This is a genomic window from Reyranella sp. (assembly GCF_017305915.1).
Lineage (GTDB): Bacteria > Pseudomonadota > Alphaproteobacteria > Reyranellales > Reyranellaceae > Reyranella.
Genome location: NZ_JAFKJN010000008.1, coordinates 18,263 through 32,327 on the forward strand (window position 1 = coordinate 18,263; position 14,065 = coordinate 32,327).

Annotated in this window: 15 protein-coding genes; 13 read left to right on the forward strand and 2 right to left on the reverse strand. The window is 68.8% G+C overall.

Going from position 1 to position 14,065, the window contains the following annotated elements; all coding sequences use genetic code 11:
• Positions 1 to 243 precede the first annotated feature (243 nt).
• From J0J01_RS05070 to J0J01_RS05105, 8 genes are all read left to right on the forward strand, one after another.
• Entirely contained in the window at positions 244 to 876 is a 633-nt protein-coding gene (locus J0J01_RS05070; RefSeq protein WP_296379124.1) for a hypothetical protein, read from the forward strand.
• Positions 869 to 1,654, forward strand: a complete 786-nt coding sequence (locus J0J01_RS05075; protein WP_296379125.1) for a hypothetical protein — start codon at positions 869 to 871, stop codon at positions 1,652 to 1,654. Before J0J01_RS05070 ends, J0J01_RS05075 begins: the two co-directional genes overlap by 8 nt.
• A 16-nt stretch (positions 1,655 to 1,670) precedes the next feature.
• Positions 1,671 to 1,922, forward strand: coding sequence for a hypothetical protein (locus J0J01_RS05080; RefSeq protein ID WP_296379126.1), 252 nt, complete (start codon positions 1,671 to 1,673; stop codon positions 1,920 to 1,922).
• Positions 1,923 to 1,939: 17 nt separating this feature from the next.
• On the forward strand, positions 1,940 to 2,281 hold the full coding sequence (locus J0J01_RS05085; RefSeq protein ID WP_296379127.1) for a hypothetical protein: 342 nt from the start codon (positions 1,940 to 1,942) through the stop codon (positions 2,279 to 2,281).
• Between the two features lie 106 nt (positions 2,282 to 2,387).
• Positions 2,388 to 3,044 (forward strand): hypothetical protein, encoded by a 657-nt coding sequence (locus J0J01_RS05090; protein ID WP_296379128.1) that lies wholly within the window; start codon positions 2,388 to 2,390, stop codon positions 3,042 to 3,044.
• Entirely contained in the window at positions 3,041 to 3,460 is a 420-nt protein-coding gene (locus tag J0J01_RS05095) for a hypothetical protein (protein WP_296379129.1), read from the forward strand. Before J0J01_RS05090 ends, J0J01_RS05095 begins: the two co-directional genes overlap by 4 nt.
• On the forward strand, positions 3,447 to 3,581 hold the full coding sequence (locus J0J01_RS05100; protein WP_296379130.1) for a hypothetical protein: 135 nt from the start codon (positions 3,447 to 3,449) through the stop codon (positions 3,579 to 3,581). Before J0J01_RS05095 ends, J0J01_RS05100 begins: the two co-directional genes overlap by 14 nt.
• A 134-nt stretch (positions 3,582 to 3,715) precedes the next feature.
• The gene (locus J0J01_RS05105) at positions 3,716 to 4,564 is read left to right on the forward strand and encodes a hypothetical protein (protein ID WP_296379131.1); all 849 of its coding nucleotides are present in this window, start codon (positions 3,716 to 3,718) and stop codon (positions 4,562 to 4,564) included.
• 22 nt (positions 4,565 to 4,586) lie between these two features.
• Here the strand turns inward: J0J01_RS05105 and J0J01_RS05110 are convergent, their stop codons facing one another.
• Together J0J01_RS05110 and J0J01_RS05115 are read right to left on the reverse strand one after the other, a co-directional pair.
• A complete protein-coding gene (locus J0J01_RS05110; protein WP_296379132.1) occupies positions 4,587 to 7,748 on the reverse strand; it encodes an efflux RND transporter permease subunit in 3,162 nt (1,053 codons plus the stop codon).
• Positions 7,749 to 7,758: 10 nt separating this feature from the next.
• Entirely contained in the window at positions 7,759 to 8,919 is a 1,161-nt protein-coding gene (locus tag J0J01_RS05115) for an efflux RND transporter periplasmic adaptor subunit (RefSeq protein WP_296379133.1), read from the reverse strand.
• Positions 8,920 to 9,077: 158 nt separating this feature from the next.
• Here J0J01_RS05115 and J0J01_RS05120 point away from each other — a divergent pair, with 158 nt between their 5' ends.
• The 5 genes from J0J01_RS05120 to J0J01_RS05140 all read left to right on the forward strand — a co-directional run bounded on the left by J0J01_RS05120 (position 9,078) and on the right by J0J01_RS05140 (position 14,024).
• Positions 9,078 to 9,458: a response regulator gene (locus J0J01_RS05120; protein WP_296379134.1), complete on the forward strand. Its 381-nt coding sequence runs from the start codon at positions 9,078 to 9,080 to the stop codon at positions 9,456 to 9,458.
• The gene (locus J0J01_RS05125) at positions 9,455 to 11,503 is read left to right on the forward strand and encodes an HWE histidine kinase domain-containing protein (protein ID WP_296379135.1); all 2,049 of its coding nucleotides are present in this window, start codon (positions 9,455 to 9,457) and stop codon (positions 11,501 to 11,503) included. Before J0J01_RS05120 ends, J0J01_RS05125 begins: the two co-directional genes overlap by 4 nt.
• Positions 11,484 to 12,725: a Zn-dependent hydrolase gene (locus J0J01_RS05130; RefSeq protein ID WP_296379136.1), complete on the forward strand. Its 1,242-nt coding sequence runs from the start codon at positions 11,484 to 11,486 to the stop codon at positions 12,723 to 12,725. Before J0J01_RS05125 ends, J0J01_RS05130 begins: the two co-directional genes overlap by 20 nt.
• Positions 12,726 to 12,804: 79 nt before the next feature.
• A complete protein-coding gene (locus J0J01_RS05135) occupies positions 12,805 to 13,452 on the forward strand; it encodes a sigma-70 family RNA polymerase sigma factor (RefSeq protein WP_296379137.1) in 648 nt (215 codons plus the stop codon).
• Entirely contained in the window at positions 13,449 to 14,024 is a 576-nt protein-coding gene (locus J0J01_RS05140; protein WP_296379138.1) for a cupin domain-containing protein, read from the forward strand. The genes J0J01_RS05135 and J0J01_RS05140 overlap by 4 nt, the downstream gene beginning before the upstream one ends.
• Positions 14,025 to 14,065: the final 41 nt, after the last annotated feature.

Sequence of the window (14,065 nt, forward strand, 5' to 3'; positions counted from 1 at the left end):
AGCCGATGATGACCAATATCGTCGCGGCAGCCACACCGAGAACGATGGCTACTGCCATCAACACAGTGGCGCCCGCGCCGACTGCCGATACCGAAAACATAGCCTCAGGAAGCCTCAGGACGGCTCCAGAACCACAAGACGATCGCTAAGACGGCGGAGGAAGCAGCAAGCCAGATCATTGGCCGCAGTCTATTTACGACTCACTTCGCCAGCCCTCACTGTTGTTACGCATAGGAGAATCTCATGGATTACCCCGTTCTCAACAAGACGCCTGACGTGGCGCAGGCGATGGTGCCGCACAGCCTCGACGGCAGCGGCAATGCCGTGCCGCAGAGTCTGGGCAACCCGCCACCCGTGCTGTACTTCCCCAAGCCGATCAATGCGGTCGCGGCGGCGATGAGCCGGCCGGCCAACACGACGCCGTATGCGGTCGGCGATGCGGTCAGCAACAACGCCACCGCCGCCAGCGTGACGCCGATCAGCTTCGCGGCGGCCGATCTCAGCGACGCGCCGGTGCTGCTGACCCATCTCGAGATCTTGTCGACCGATACCGGTCCGGCGGCCGCCGGCGCGACCTTCGAGGCCTGGCTGTTCAATGCCGATCCGACCGCCAACGCCGGCGTCGGCGGCGGCGACAACGCCGCCTTCTCGCAGAAGCAGGCCGGCTTCGTCGGCCGCCTGTCGGGCAGCTTCATCGCCGCATCGGACGGCTCGATCGCCATGCTGACGCCGGTCGACGGCAGCTTCGTCGGCACCCGGCCGGTCGCCGGCGGGACCACGATCTATGCGCTGCTCAAGACGCTGACGGCGTTCACGCCGTCGGCCAACGGCACCACCTTCACCTGCACGCTGCGCGGAGTGCAGGGCCGTGCTTGATCTGCTGCTCTTCGCCAGTCTCACCGATCCCGACGTCAAGCAGTGGGTGCAAGCGGTGCGCTCTGTCGGCGGTCGAGTATCGACCGCGCGCGCCGCGCTGGTCGAGAAGCTCGTCAAGGGGCTGAAGGCGGACGGCGTGTGGCCGCTGCTCGACCGACTTTGGCTCTTCGCCGCCGAGAACGGCATGCAGGCGCGCATGGACGTCCGGGCGCAAGTCCTGGCCTCGGCGGTCAACGGCCCGACGTTCACGACGAATCGCGGCTATACCGGCGACGCTCTGGCCGCCTATCTCGACACCAACAGCAATCCGGGCGCCGGCGGCACGAACTACGCCCGCGACAACGCCAGCTACGGTCTCTGGGTCTACAACGATCCCGGCGTGCCGGGCTCCTATCGCGAGATGGGCAACGACGACGACATCTGGGGTGAAATCCAGTTCAATGCCAACGGCGCCATCACCGCCGGCATCAACCAGAGCGCGTCGCCCAGCGGCATAATCCCGCCGGCGCGTACGGGCCTGGTCATGATCGAGCGGACGGGCGCCAATGCCACGGCGCTCTATCGTACGGGTGCGCAGATTGGCACCGGCTCGGGCGCCAGCGTCGCCGTCGCGAACCGGAATTTCTATGTGCTTGCCGCGGCCGGCAGCGGTGGCGCCGCCGCGCCGACCAACAGCGGCGTCTCGGCGGCTCTCCTCGGCGCGGCGCTCGGCCCGACGCTGCAGGCCAGCCTCAACAACCGGCTGCGCACCCACATGACCGCCGTCGGCGTCCCGTGAGCGGAAGGAGCAGGCCATGACGATGTGCATCATCATGAACCAGGACGGCCGCGACGCCGTCGCCGGCGGCGAGGACAAGGGCTATCTCAACGGCAGCCAGCTCCAGCCGGTGCGGCGCCAGGGCGGCGGAACGAACCCCGATCCCTGCTACATCGTGAACGCCGCGGTGCAGGCCAACGCGGATTTCGCGACGGCCTGGCCCTACCTCGCCGGCCTGCCGCAGAGGGATTCGACCGACCCGACGTTCCCGCCGCCCTACGCGCCGTAACGCTTCGGGAGCAGACCATGATCGACCGGCAGGATCTCCGCGAGCTCTGGCAGTACGTGCTGCTGATCGCGCCGGCGCCGGTCGGCGCGCTGATCGGCCTGCGCTACGCGGTCGAGCAGAGCGCCCGGGCGCGCGCGGCCGCCTGGCTGTGCTCGTGCGCCGTCGGCATCACGGTCGGGCCGTGGCTGGGCGAGCTGCTCGGCCTCAGCGCCTCGGGTGTCTCGGTCGCCACCATCGTGGCGGCCGCCGTCGGCATGGAGGTGATGGCCGGCCTCAACACCGCGGCGCGCGCCTTCGCCGCCGATCCGCTGGGCTTCCTCGGCAAGGCGCTGTCGATCTTCCGTCGGAGCGGACCGTGAACCTCGCGAGCCCCGAGGCGCTGGGCGCCCTGATCGTGATGCTCGCCGGCTGGGCCTGCCGCGAGACGATCTTCCAATGGTGGCAGCACGTGAAGCGGAGGCGTCGATGATCTCGAAAGCCCAGATGGCGCTCGCCCTGCCGCTGGCAGCGCACGCCGGCCGGCTCGATGTCTGGCATCCGCTGCTTGCCCAGGAGATGGCCGCGCACGAGATCGGCAGCGATCCGCGCCAGGCGATGTTCCTCGCCAACCTGGCCGAGGAAACCGGCGAGCTGGCCGTGCAGGAGGAGAACCTGCACTACAGCGGCCCGCGACTGCTGCAGGTCTTTCCGAGCCTGTTCCCGGGCGGCATCGGCCCGGCGGCGGCGCTGGCGGCGCGGGGCCCCGAGGCCATCGCGAACTTCATCTATGCCGACGCCAATCGGCCGGCCGGCTACCGCATGGGCAATACGCAGGCGGGCGACGGCTGGAAGTATCGCGGCCGCGGACCGATGCAGCTCACCGGCCGCGACAACTACGGGCGGTTCTTCACGTCGCTCGGCCTGCCGGCCGACAGCGATCCGGATCTGCTGCTGCTGCCTGCGTTCGGCGCGCGCTCGGCGGCGCATTTCTGGCAAGTCAATGGCTGCAACCAGCGGGCCGATGCCGGCGATTTCGTCGGCGCCGTGAGGCTGGTGAACGGCGGCACCGTCAACCTCGACAAGCGCCGCCGATACCTGATCGCGTTCCAGGGCGCATTGCGGCGCATGGACCTGGCGGCATGAAGATCTTCGACAGGCTGCTCGGCCTTCTGCCCTCGTGGCTTCCGTTCGCCGCAACAGCCCTTCTGCTGGCTGGCCTGGTCGGCGGCTATTTCGCGCTTCGCTCGGCGTGGCGGGCGGAAGCCGCGGCCGGCGTGATCGCGGCCGACCAGAAGGCGGTGATCGACCAGCAGCGGCGCGACGCGGCGCTGTCGAAGCAGATCATCGCCCGGCAGGCCGAGCAGCTCGCCGCGCTCGAGGAGAAGGCGAATGCCATCGTCAAGAGGATCGACAATGCGCCCAAGACCACCGGTTGCGGCCCTGTCATGCGCGATGCTTCTCGCGGCCTGCACGAGCTTTTCGGCGGTGCCGGTGGCGCGCCAGCCGGACGCCAGCCTGCTGCTGCCGTGCCGGGACCCGGCGCTGGTGCCCGACCCTGACACCGCCACGGACAACGACGTGGCGGCCGAGCGCATCCGCGTCGCCGAGGCGTACCTGGCCTGCAAGCAGCGGCATGACGACCTGGTGACGTTCGTGAAGGGTGGCGCCGGTCGCGATTGAGTTATCACCTTTAAGGTTGTCCTCCAACTACCGGTTCTCCCGCGAAAGTCTGCGCCATTGACGTTTTAGCGAGATTCGGTCGACATTTATGCAACCATAGGGGGTGACGGATGGGGGCAGTCCGATTGCCGGCCATGTGCCTGGTCTTCGTTTTGGCATCTGCAGCGGTGGAGTCGAAGGACAGGGAGTCGTCGGGCAACAGTTCGCGCTCCTCGTCCAGCTCATCGTCATCGTCGTCGTCCGGCAGCAGTTACAAGCCGTCGCCGAGTTCGACGCCGCGTCCGGCACCTAACGTGGCGCCGCGCCCGCAGCCCGGTCCGCCGCCGCGATCCACGGCGACGCCGAGCGTGCCGCGCCCCGCGCCGAACGCGGCGCCCGCCGCCCGGCCGACAACCGCGCCCTCGACGACCGCGTCCACCGCTCGGTCAACGTCATCGCCGTCGCGACCGACGACCACGCCGCAAAGCCCGTCGCCCAAGCAGCAGCGCGCGCAGGAGCAGGCGGCGCGCGACCGGGCGACCCTCGACAAGTTTCCCGAGATCAAGCAGACCGCCAAGGGCGTGTCGCCGATTGTCGATCGCGTCGCGCGCGACCATGCGATCGACAGCGCCAAGCGCGGCACGAACGGCAACGCGACGGTAACCAGCCAGGATCGCGGTCCCAAGCATCCGCTGCATTCGCCTGCCCATGATCGCGGGGCAGTCGACGTGACGACGCCCAAGGATATGCCCGGCAACGCCGCCAAGATCAGCAAGGAGACCGGGCGGGGATACCTCACGATCCACGAGCAGCCGAAGGCCGGACCGAAGGGCCAGGACGTCCAGACCTACTACAAGGACGGCAAGCAGGTCGGTCAGGCGAACGTCCCGCCACGGGCGACCAAAGAGCACATCCACGTCCAGCCGGACTTCAACAGCCGGCTGCACAATGCAACCGCGCCGCCGCCGGTGGGCGAGCAAAAGCAGCCGAAGAACACGCCGTAGCTAAGGACGCCGTAAGACCGTCTCAGGCACCGGAAGCGGCGGGCGCGGCACCCTTCTTCTTCGCGCTGCCGCGCTCCTCGAAGCGCTGCAGCACGACGAAGAATGACGGCACGAACAGCACGGCGAGGCAGGTCGAGGCGATCATGCCCGAGAACACGCAGAGGCCGAGCGACACGCGCGCCGCGGCGCCGGCGCCGGTCGCCGTCACCAGCGGCACCACGCCGAGGATGAAGGCGAACGAGGTCATCAGGATCGGCCGCAGGCGGGTGATCGAGGCCTCGAGCGCGGCTTCCTCGATCGGCTTGCCGTGCAGCAGCCGTTCCTCGCGCGCCACCTCGACGATCAGGATGGCGTTCTTGGCGCTGAGCGCGATCAGCAGCATCAGGCCGATCTGGGTGTAGAGGTTGTTCGGCAGGCCGACGAGCTCGAGCACGATCGCCGGCCCGCCCAGCGCCAGCGGCACCGCGAGGATGACGCCCATCGGCGCGATCCAGCTCTCGTACTGGCCGGCGAGGCAGAGATAGACCAGCAGGATCGCGAGCAGGAAGACGTAGAGGAGCTGGTTGCCTACGATCGTCTCCTGGTACGACATCGCCGTCCATTCGTAGGTCGTGCCCGGCGGCAGCGCGCGCTTGGCGACCTGGTCCATCAGCTCCAGCGACTGGCCGCTCGAGAAGCCCGGCGCCGGCGCGCCGATCACCGAGGCCGACGGGTAGAGGTTGTAGAGGCTGATCAGCGCCGCGCCCTGGGCCGGCTTGATCCGCGCCAGCGCGCCGATCGGCACCATCTTGTTGTCGCTGCTGCGCACGTTGAGTTGCAGCAGGTCCTCCGGCCGCGCACGGTACTGCGAATCGGCCTGGACGTAGACCTGCAGGCTTTGGCCGAACTTGTTGAAGCGGTTGACGAAGGTCGAGCCGACGTAGGCCGACAGCGTCGAGAACACGTCGCCGACCGCGACGTTCAGGCTCTCGGCCTTGGCGCGGTCGATCTCGAGCTCGATGTGCGGCGCGCCGGCGCGGAAGGTCGTCACCGGGTTGGAGATCGAGGTCTGGGTCCGCGCCTGCTCAACCAGCTCGTCGGTCGCGCTCTGCAGCTTGGCCAGATCGAAGCTGCCGTCGCGCTGCTCGACCTGCATCTGGAAGCCCGAGGCGTTGCCGATGCCCTGGATCGGCGGCGGCCCGAGCACGATGACGCGGCCGTCCTGCAGCCCGGAGGTCTGCTGCATCAGGGCCTGGGCGATCGAGCGAGCGTCCTGACCCTTCTTGCCGTCGCGCACGCTCCAGTCGTCGAGGGTGATGAAGGCGACGCCGGCATTGGCGAGCTGCGCCATGTTGTCGAGCATCGACACGCCGGTGATCGCCACCACCTGGCGGACGCCCGGCACCTTGCGGGCGATCGCCGCTGCCTCGTCGAGCGACTTGCTGGTGCGGCCGAGCGAGGCGCCGTCGGGCAGCTGCACCGCCAGCATCAGATAGCCCTGGTCCTCGTTGGGGATGAAGGCGGAGGGCAGGCGGGCGATGCCCCAGCCGCCGATCCCGGCCACCGCCAGCGCCAGCAGCACCATCAGGCTGCTGCGCTTGATCATGCCGCGCATCAGCCAGGCATAGCCGCGTTCGAACTTGTTGTAGCCGTAGTTGAAGCCGCGGAAGAAGAAATTGCGCTGCTCCGGCGGCGGCGCGGGGCGCAGCCATAGCGCGCACTGCGTCGGATTCAGGGTCACGGCGCTGACCGCGCTGATGAAGGCCGTCGCGGCGATCACCAGCGCGAACTGGGCGAACATCTTGCCGGTCAGGCCGGGCACGAAGGCCGCCGGGATGAACACCGACATCAGCACCAGGGTGATGCCGATCACCGGCCCGAGCAGCTCCTCCATCGCCTTCACCGCGGCGTCGTGGGGCGTCAGGCCGCGCTCGATGTGGCGCGCCACGCCTTCGACGATCACGATCGCGTCGTCGACTACGATGCCGATCGCCAGCACGATGCCGAACAGCGTCGACAGGTTGATGGTGAAGCCGAGCGCCGCCATCGCCGCGAAGGCGCCGATGATGGTGACCGGGATGGTGGTCGCCGGCACCAGCGTCGCGCGCCAGTCCTGCAAGAAGATCACGATCACCACCAGCACCAGGATGCCGGCCTCGATCAGGGTCATGACCACCTCGTTGATCGAGGTCTTCACGAAGGCGGTAGTGTCGAACGGCACGCTGAACTCGAGACCCTCGGGGAAGGCCTTCTTCAGCTCCTGCATCTTCTTCTCGACCGCGGTCGCGACGCCCAGTGCATTGGCTTCCGGCGTCTGGTAGATCGCGAGGCCGGCCGCCGGCTTGCCGTCGACCTTGAAGTCCTGGGCGTAGGTCTGGGCGCCGAGCTCGATGCGGCCGATGTCCTTCAGCCGGACGATGCGGCCGCCATTGCCGGGCGCGGCCTTGACGATGATGTTGGCGAATTCGTTGGGATCGTCGAGCTGACCCGCGACGTCGACGGTGTACTGGAAGCTCTGGTCGCGGCCGGCGGGCGGCGTGCCGACCTGACCCGCGGTCACCGACTGGCTCTGCGACTGGATGACCTGGATCACGTCCTGCGCCGTGAGCTGGTAGCTGTAGAGCTTCTGCGGATCCATCCAGATGCGCATCGAGTACTTGCCGACACCCATCACGTTGACGTTGCCGACGCCCGGCACGCGGCTCAGCTCGTTGACCAGGTTGATGGTGGCGTAGTTGCTGAGATAGAGGGCGTCGTACTGCCCCTTGCTCGAGAACAGCGACACGATCTCGAGGATCGAGGTCGATTTCTTCTGCACCGTCAGGCCCTGCGCCTGCACTGCGGTCGGCAGCGAGGCGAGCGCGGCGCTGACGCGGTTCTGCACCAGCACCTGCGCGAAATTGAGGTCGGTGCCGATCTCGAAGGTGACGGTGAGCGTGTAGGCGCCGGTGTCGGTGCTGGTCGATTGCATGTAGATCATGCCCTCGACGCCGTTGACCTGCAGCTCGACCGGCAGCGCCACCTGGTTGACCACCGTCGATGCCGAGGCGCCGGGGTAGGTGGTGGTCACCGACACGGTCGGCGGCACGATGTTGGGATACTGCGAGATCGGCAGGCTGAAGGCGGCGACGCCGCCGATCAGCACGATGACGATCGCCAGCACGTTGGCCAGCACCGGCCGCCCGATGAAGAACTTGGAGATCATGGCGCGGCCGTTACTTCGCGGCCGCCGGGACCTGGATCGCCGTGACCTTGGGCGAGACCTTGCGGCCCTGGATGGCGCGGCCGTTGGTGCTGATGACGACGCGGTCGTCGGCGGCGAGGCCCTTGTCGATGACGCGCAGGCCGCCGGGCAGCAGGATGCCCGAGGCGACCCGGCGCTGCTCGACCACGTCGTCCTTGTTGACCACCAGCAGATAGTTGCCGGCCTGGTCCTCCGCCAACACGCGGTCCGGCACGATCAGCGCCTGCGCCGACTTGGTGTCGGTCGGCACGCGGATGCGGGTGAAGAAGCCCGGCAGCAGGCCGCGGCTCGGGTTGTCGAAGATGCCGCGCACCAGGACCGTGCCGGTCGCCGAATCGACCGAAGGGGATGCATAGTTGAGCCTGCCCTTGTGCGGGTAGCCCTCCTCGGTCATCAGGCCGATCTCGAGCGGGATCTTGTTGAAGTCCTCGGGGCTGATGTTGGCGTTGCCGAGCCGGGCGCGGATGTCGAGCAGCATCTGCTCGCTCATGTTGAAGGTGGCGTAGATCGGGTCGAGCTGGATGATGGTCGCGAGCTTGGTCGGCGTCGACGAGCCGACCAGCTCGCCGACCGATACCAGGTGGTTGGTGACGATGCCGTCGAACGGGGCGACGACCTTGGTGTATCTGAAGTTGGTCTGGGCGACGATCAGGTTCGCCTGGTTGTTCTCGACGTTGGCCTTGGCCGAGTCGCGCTTGGCCTTGGCCTGGTCGAAGGTGTTTTGTGCCGACACGTTCTGGCGCAGCAGCGTCTCCTGGCGGGTGAACTCGGCCTCGGCCTGGACGAGCTGGGCCTTGGCCGAATCGAGCTCGGCCACCGCCTGCTTGACCTTGGCGTCGTAGGTCGTCGGCTCGATCTGGAAGAGCGGATCGCCTTTCTTCACGAAGCTGCCGTCCTTGTAGTCGATGCCGACCAGGAAGCCTTCGACCCGGGCGACCAGGTCGACGGTGGCGACGGACACGGTGTTGCCGGTCAACTCGACGAACGGCTGCACGCTCTGCTGCACCGGCGGCGCAACGCTGACCTCGGCAGGCGGCGGTGCCACGAACTGGTTCTCGGGCTTGCAGCCCGCCAGCGCGGCGGCCGACAGCAACAGGACGATCAGGCCCGCATCACGGTAGCGACTCGGCATCGTTGTACATACTCCCTCGTGCGCAAAGCGATAGCGCATCCCGCTCCGGAAGGCCACGCCCCAAGGTCGCTCATCTGGCCGCTCGTCTTGTCCCGCAACCGTAACAGGCTATACGATCCCAAGGGTTCGGTACCGGTACTGGCTGGCGATTGGGGAGCATGCCTTTGGACCTTGCGGGCTTGCGCGCGTTCGTCGTCGAGGACGAAGCGCTGGTCCTGATGACGCTCGAGGACATGCTGGCCGAGCTCGGCTGCCAGGTGGTCGCCTCCGCGCGGCATCTCGAGGACGCGTTGCGCCTGGCGCGCCACACGGCGGCCGATGTCGCCCTGCTCGACGTCAACGTCGCCGGCCGGCGCATCGACCCGGTGGCCGAGCTGATCGCGGCCCGCGGCATCCCGATCGTGTTCGTGACCGGCTACGAGGCCCGTTCGCTGCCGCAGGGCATCGCGCGGGCGACGCGGGTCGGCAAGCCCTTCCGGGCGGCCGAGCTGGCCCGCGGCCTGCGCGAGGTGCTGGCGCCGCAGGTCGAGGAGCGATGAGCGCGGCCCCGGGGAGACGCCGCGCCTGGCCGGCCGCCCTGCATCTCGTCCTGTTCGGCGTCATCATCGCGGTGCCATTGCTCGTGCTGCTGGCGGCGCTGCTCTACCGCTCGGCGGTACAGGAGCACCATCGACTCGAGCGCCTGATCGGCCAGGAGCTCGACGAGCTGGTCGTCACGATCGATCGCGACATCGAGCGGCGCACGGCGGTGCTGCAGACGCTGGCCACCGCGCCGGCGCTGGACGCGCGGGACTGGGCCGCCTTCCATGCCCAGGCCAAGGCGAGCCTCGGCCGCAACTACCTGGTGCTGGTCGATACCGAGGGCCGGCAGCTGCTGAACACGTATCTGCCCTACGGCGAGGCGCCGACCTTGACCGGCGATCCGGCGACCTTGGAGGAGGTGCGGCGGACCATGCGGCCGGTCGTGTCCGACCTGTTCACCAGCTTCGCCACCAGGGGCCTCGTCTTCAACATTTCCATTCCGATCGTGCGCGACGGCCGGCTGCTCTACGTCATGAGCCTCGGGTTGTTCCCCGACGACCTGCTCGGCCTGCTGCTGGACCAGCGGCTCGATGCCGGCTGGATCACCGCGATCTGGGACCGCAACGGCACGATCATGGCGCGCAGCCGCGACAGCGCGCAGTGGCTCGGCAAGCCGGCGCCGGCGCACTGGCGCCAGCAGGCGATGGGCCTCGTGGCCGACGATCGCAGCCTCGAGGACGAGGAAGTGCTGGCGCGCGCCGGCCGGGTGCGGCTGGCCGGCTGGACCGTGCGCGTGTCGTTTCCGGCGCGCCAGATCGATGCGCAGATCCGCGAATCGCTGTGGCTGTGGATCTCCGCCGTCGTCATGGTCGTGGGCTTCACCGGCCTCGCCGCCTATGTCTTCGGCTGGTTTTTCACCAAGCCGCTGGCGCGCGCCGCCGAGGCGGCGGCCTCGCTGGGCCGCGGCGATCCGGTCGCGCTGCCCGACGGCCCGGTCGCCGAGGTGAACGCGGTCGGCCACGCGCTCAGCGAGACGCAGCGCGAGCTCGAGGCCAGCCGGCTGGCGCTGCGCTACAGCGAGCAATTGCTCGGCACCGCGGCCGACGCCGCCCAGTTCGGCGCGCACCAGTACGACGCGGTCAACGACCGTGTCTATCGCTCGCCGCAAATCCGCCAGATCCTGGGGGCCGCACCCGGCGACGAGCGCAACCTCGAGGCCGCCTTCGACTTCGTCCATCCCGACGACCGCGACCAGGTGCGCTGGCGCAAGCGGCAGATCCTGGAGCAGGAGGACCAGTACCAGCTCACCTATCGCATCCGCCGGCCCGACGGCGAGGTCCGCTGGGTGATGGACCGCGGCCAGGTCGAGCGCGATTCCAGGGGCAAGGCGCTGCGCGTGATCGGCGTGCTGGTCGACATCACCGACCTCAAGGCCTCCGAGCAGCGCCAGCGGCTGCTGTTCGACGAGCTCAACCACCGGGTCAAGAACACTTTGGCGATCGTCCAGTCGCTCGCCCTGCAGACGCTGCGCAGCAGCCCCGACCCGCAGGCCTTCGGCAAGGCTTTCGGCGAGCGGCTGCAGTCGCTGTCGCGCGCCCACGACCTCCTGGCGGAGACGGCCTGGCAGGGCGCGCCGATCACCAGGCTGGTCACCGCCGTGCTCGAGCCGTTCAGCGCTCAGAACGGCCGCGTCGAGATCGCGGGCGAGGCGGTCGACCTGCCGGCCAACACCACCATCACGCTGGCACTGATGCTGAACGAGCTCGCGACCAACGCCGCCAAGTACGGCGCGCTGTCGGGCGGCACGGGCAAGGTCTCCATCACCTGGACGGTCAAGCCGGTTGGCAAGGCGCTTGCAATCGACCTGGCATGGCGCGAGCAGGACGGGCCGACGATCGCGCCGCCGCAGCGCCGCGGCTTCGGCGCGCGCCTGCTGGCGGCGAGCGCGCACCAGATCCAGGGCGCGCTCGATATCCAGTACCCGGCCACCGGTGTGAACGCACGCCTGTGGTTCAGTGTTCCCGTCAACGCAGGAGCTTCGCGTGACCAGCAACGTCCTTGAGATCGATCCCGAGCGGCTGTGGAGCACGCTCGAGCGCTCGGCGGAGATCGGCAAGTTCCGCGACGTCGGCCTGCGCCGGCTGGCGCTGTCGGCCGAGGACAAGCAGATGCGCGACCAGTTCGTGGCCTGGGCGAAGGAGGCGGGCTGCTCGATCGAGATCGATCGCCTGGGCAACATCTTCGCGCGTCGCGCGGGCAGCGACCCGTCGCTGCCGCCGGTCGCGATCGGCAGCCATCTCGACACCCAGATCTGCGGCGGCCGCTACGACGGCATCCTGGGCGTGCTGTGCGGGCTGGAGGTGGTGCGCACGCTGAACGACCGCGGGCTGCCGACCAAGCGCGGCATCGAGGTGATCTGCTGGACCAACGAGGAAGGCGGCCGCTTCGCGCCGCCGATGATGGGCTCGATGGCCTTCGCGGGCGTGCTGCCGTTGGCCGACGTGCTGGCGACGAAGGACGACGACGGCATCACCGTGGAGAAGGCACTCGACGCGATCGGCTATGCCGGGCCCGAGCCGTTGGGCCAGCGCAAGTTCGACGCCTATCTCGAGCTGCACATCGAGCAGGCACCGGTGCTCGACAGAGAGAAGGTCGATGTCGGCATCGTGGTCGGCGGTTACAAGACGCGGGCGCTGCGGCTCACCCTCAAGGGCGACACCGGCCACGCCGGCGGCACGCCGATGGCGATGCGCAGGAACGCCCTGGTCGGCGCGGGCTACGTGATCGCCGCGGTCAACGACATCGGGCTGGCCTACGCGGCCGACGAGGGCCGCACCACGACGACGCGCATCGAGAGCTTCCCCAACCTGCCCGGCACCTACGCCGAGGAGGTCAAGCTCACGCTCGACTACCGCCACATCGACGCCGCGCGCTTCGAGGCGATGGGCAAGGAGATCGAGGCCGCGATCGCGAACGCGGCGAAGAAGGCCAATGTCGAGATCGACGTGGCGCCGGGCTGGAGCTGGGGCACCGAGCTGTTCGCGCCCGACTGCATCGAGCTCCTGCGCACGACGGCGAAGGAGCTCGGCCTGCCGTACCGCGAGATGCGCAGTCAGGCCGGCCACGACGCCTACGCCGTGGCGACGATGGCGCCGACCGCGATGATCTTCACGCCCTGCCACGAGGGCATCAGCCACAACGTGAAGGAAGACATCGAGCTCAGCCGCTCGGTGCCCGGCGCCAACCTCCTGCTGAACGCAGCGGTGGCGCGGGCAAACCGATGACTCGCCTGCTCGGTGCGGGATCGCACACTCGTATCGCGAACTTGATCGATCTGCCGGAATTCCTGCAAAATCCGGCCCGATGGCGAAGTCGTCAGCCATGGCCGAGGCACCTCAACAAAAGCCGGCAACAACGTTGGGCGACGTCCTGTACGCCAAGCCCGCCGCGCCGGTGCCGGAGCAGGCCTGGTCGAGGCTCGTGGAATCGATCGCTGCGGGCGACCAGGCCGCGCTGCATGAGCTCTACGAAATGGCTCATCGCATCGTCTTCACCCTGGTCATGCGCATTACCTGCAACCGCGAGACCGCCGAGGAGCTCACCGTCGACGTCTTCCATGACGTGTGGCGGCGCGCCGCGGGCTATGACCCCGCGAACGGCACGGTGCTCGGCTGGATCATGAACCAGGCGCGTTCGCGCGCCATCGACCGCCTGCGCTTCGACAACCGCAAGAAGCGGACCGACGGCGGCGATCGGCAGCCGATGTCCGAGCCTGCTGCCGATCCGAGCGACGTGCTCGAGTTGCGCCAGCAGGGCGTGCTGTTGCGCGCGGCGCTGTCGGCACTCACCGCGGACGAGCGCCAGGCGATCGAGATGACGTTCTTCGGCGGGCTGACGCACGCCGAGGCCGCGGCGCAGCTCGGTCGGCCGCTCGGCACCGTCAAGACACGCATTCGGTCGGGACTGCACAAGCTGCGGCAGGCGCTGGCCGCCAAGACGGGGGCGCCATGAGGACGTCGCACGAGTCCCCGTGCGCACAGAGCGAGCTGACGTGCGCCTTCGCCGCCCGGGCGCTGGCGCCGGCCGAGGTTGCCGCCGCCGAAGCCCACATCGCATCGTGCCCGGCCTGCCAGCAGGAACTGGAGGAGCTGCGTCCGGTGGTCGGGCGGTTCGCGGCCTGGCCGACCGACCTGCTGCGTCCGCCGGCATCGCTGCACGAGCGCCTGGCGCAGCGCATCGGCGGCGACGCCGCGAGGCCGTCCACGGCCCCTGCACGGCCATGGTCGGAACCGCACTGGCAGCAGGTCGCGCCCGGCATCGAATGCAAGCTGCTGGCGACGGACACCGAAAGGTCCCGCGTGAGCATGCTGGTGCGCCTGGCGCCGGGCGCAAGCTATCCGCCGCACACCCATGCCGGCGTGGAAGAGCTGCATCTCCTCGACGGCGAGCTGTGGATCGACGACCGCAAGCTCGTGCCGGGCGACTACAACTACGGTGCGCCCGGTGCCGGCGACGACGAGGTCTGGAGCGAGACCGGCTGCACCTGCCTTCTCATCACCAGTACCGAAGATACCCTGCGCTGAACCGGCCGGACCGCGCTCGCGGCAATCCAAGCGCGCGCGGT

Excerpts from the sequence above, each read along its gene's own strand:
- J0J01_RS05110 (WP_296379132.1), bottom strand. The coding sequence starts at position 7,748 with ATGATCTCCAAGTTCTTCATCGGGCGGCCGGTGCTGGCCAACGTGCTG.
- J0J01_RS05095 (WP_296379129.1), top strand. The coding sequence starts at position 3,041 with ATGAAGATCTTCGACAGGCTGCTCGGCCTTCTGCCCTCGTGGCTTCCG.
- J0J01_RS05140 (WP_296379138.1), top strand. The coding sequence starts at position 13,449 with ATGAGGACGTCGCACGAGTCCCCGTGCGCACAGAGCGAGCTGACGTGC.
- J0J01_RS05085 (WP_296379127.1), top strand. The coding sequence starts at position 1,940 with ATGATCGACCGGCAGGATCTCCGCGAGCTCTGGCAGTACGTGCTGCTG.
- J0J01_RS05105 (WP_296379131.1), top strand. The coding sequence starts at position 3,716 with ATGTGCCTGGTCTTCGTTTTGGCATCTGCAGCGGTGGAGTCGAAGGAC.
- J0J01_RS05125 (WP_296379135.1), top strand. The coding sequence starts at position 9,455 with ATGAGCGCGGCCCCGGGGAGACGCCGCGCCTGGCCGGCCGCCCTGCAT.
- J0J01_RS05120 (WP_296379134.1), top strand. The coding sequence starts at position 9,078 with ATGCCTTTGGACCTTGCGGGCTTGCGCGCGTTCGTCGTCGAGGACGAA.
- J0J01_RS05115 (WP_296379133.1), bottom strand. The coding sequence starts at position 8,919 with ATGCCGAGTCGCTACCGTGATGCGGGCCTGATCGTCCTGTTGCTGTCG.
- J0J01_RS05080 (WP_296379126.1), top strand. The coding sequence starts at position 1,671 with ATGACGATGTGCATCATCATGAACCAGGACGGCCGCGACGCCGTCGCC.
- J0J01_RS05070 (WP_296379124.1), top strand. The coding sequence starts at position 244 with ATGGATTACCCCGTTCTCAACAAGACGCCTGACGTGGCGCAGGCGATG.
- J0J01_RS05090 (WP_296379128.1), top strand. The coding sequence starts at position 2,388 with ATGATCTCGAAAGCCCAGATGGCGCTCGCCCTGCCGCTGGCAGCGCAC.
- J0J01_RS05135 (WP_296379137.1), top strand. The coding sequence starts at position 12,805 with ATGGCGAAGTCGTCAGCCATGGCCGAGGCACCTCAACAAAAGCCGGCA.